Below are 407 nucleotides of genomic sequence, written 5' to 3' on the forward strand. Positions count from 1 at the left end.
CCAGAGTTACCACAGCGTGATCTGCTCGGAAACCGCCCACGTCGAAACCGACGAGTGCGGCGCCCCGGAATTTTTCTCCAACGGCTCGAAACTGCTGATCGCCGGCACTGAAAACGGCAAGATCACCCCGCAGTCGATCCGTGAAGTCGCGCTCAAGCGCCAGGACATCCATTACCCGAAACCGCGCGTCGTGACCCTGACCCAGGCCACCGAAGTCGGCAGCGTCTACACCCCTGAAGAAGTCCGCGCCATCAGCGCCACCTGCAAGGAACTGGGCCTGCACCTGCACATGGACGGCGCGCGCTTCTCCAACGCCTGCGCGTTCCTCGGCTGCTCGCCGGCCGACCTCACCTGGAAGGCCGGCGTCGACGTGCTGTGCTTCGGCGGCACCAAGAACGGCATGGCGG

General features: G+C 64.9%; 1 protein-coding gene. It reads left to right on the forward strand.

All coding sequences use genetic code 11. The annotated features are described in order from the left end of the window. Positions 1–407: low specificity L-threonine aldolase (locus tag DBR24_RS32065; protein WP_371921276.1), on the forward strand; the 407-nt coding region annotated here is incomplete at both ends.

Source organism: Pseudomonas sp. HMWF006 (genome assembly GCF_003061205.1).
GTDB lineage: Bacteria > Pseudomonadota > Gammaproteobacteria > Pseudomonadales > Pseudomonadaceae > Aquipseudomonas > Aquipseudomonas monsensis.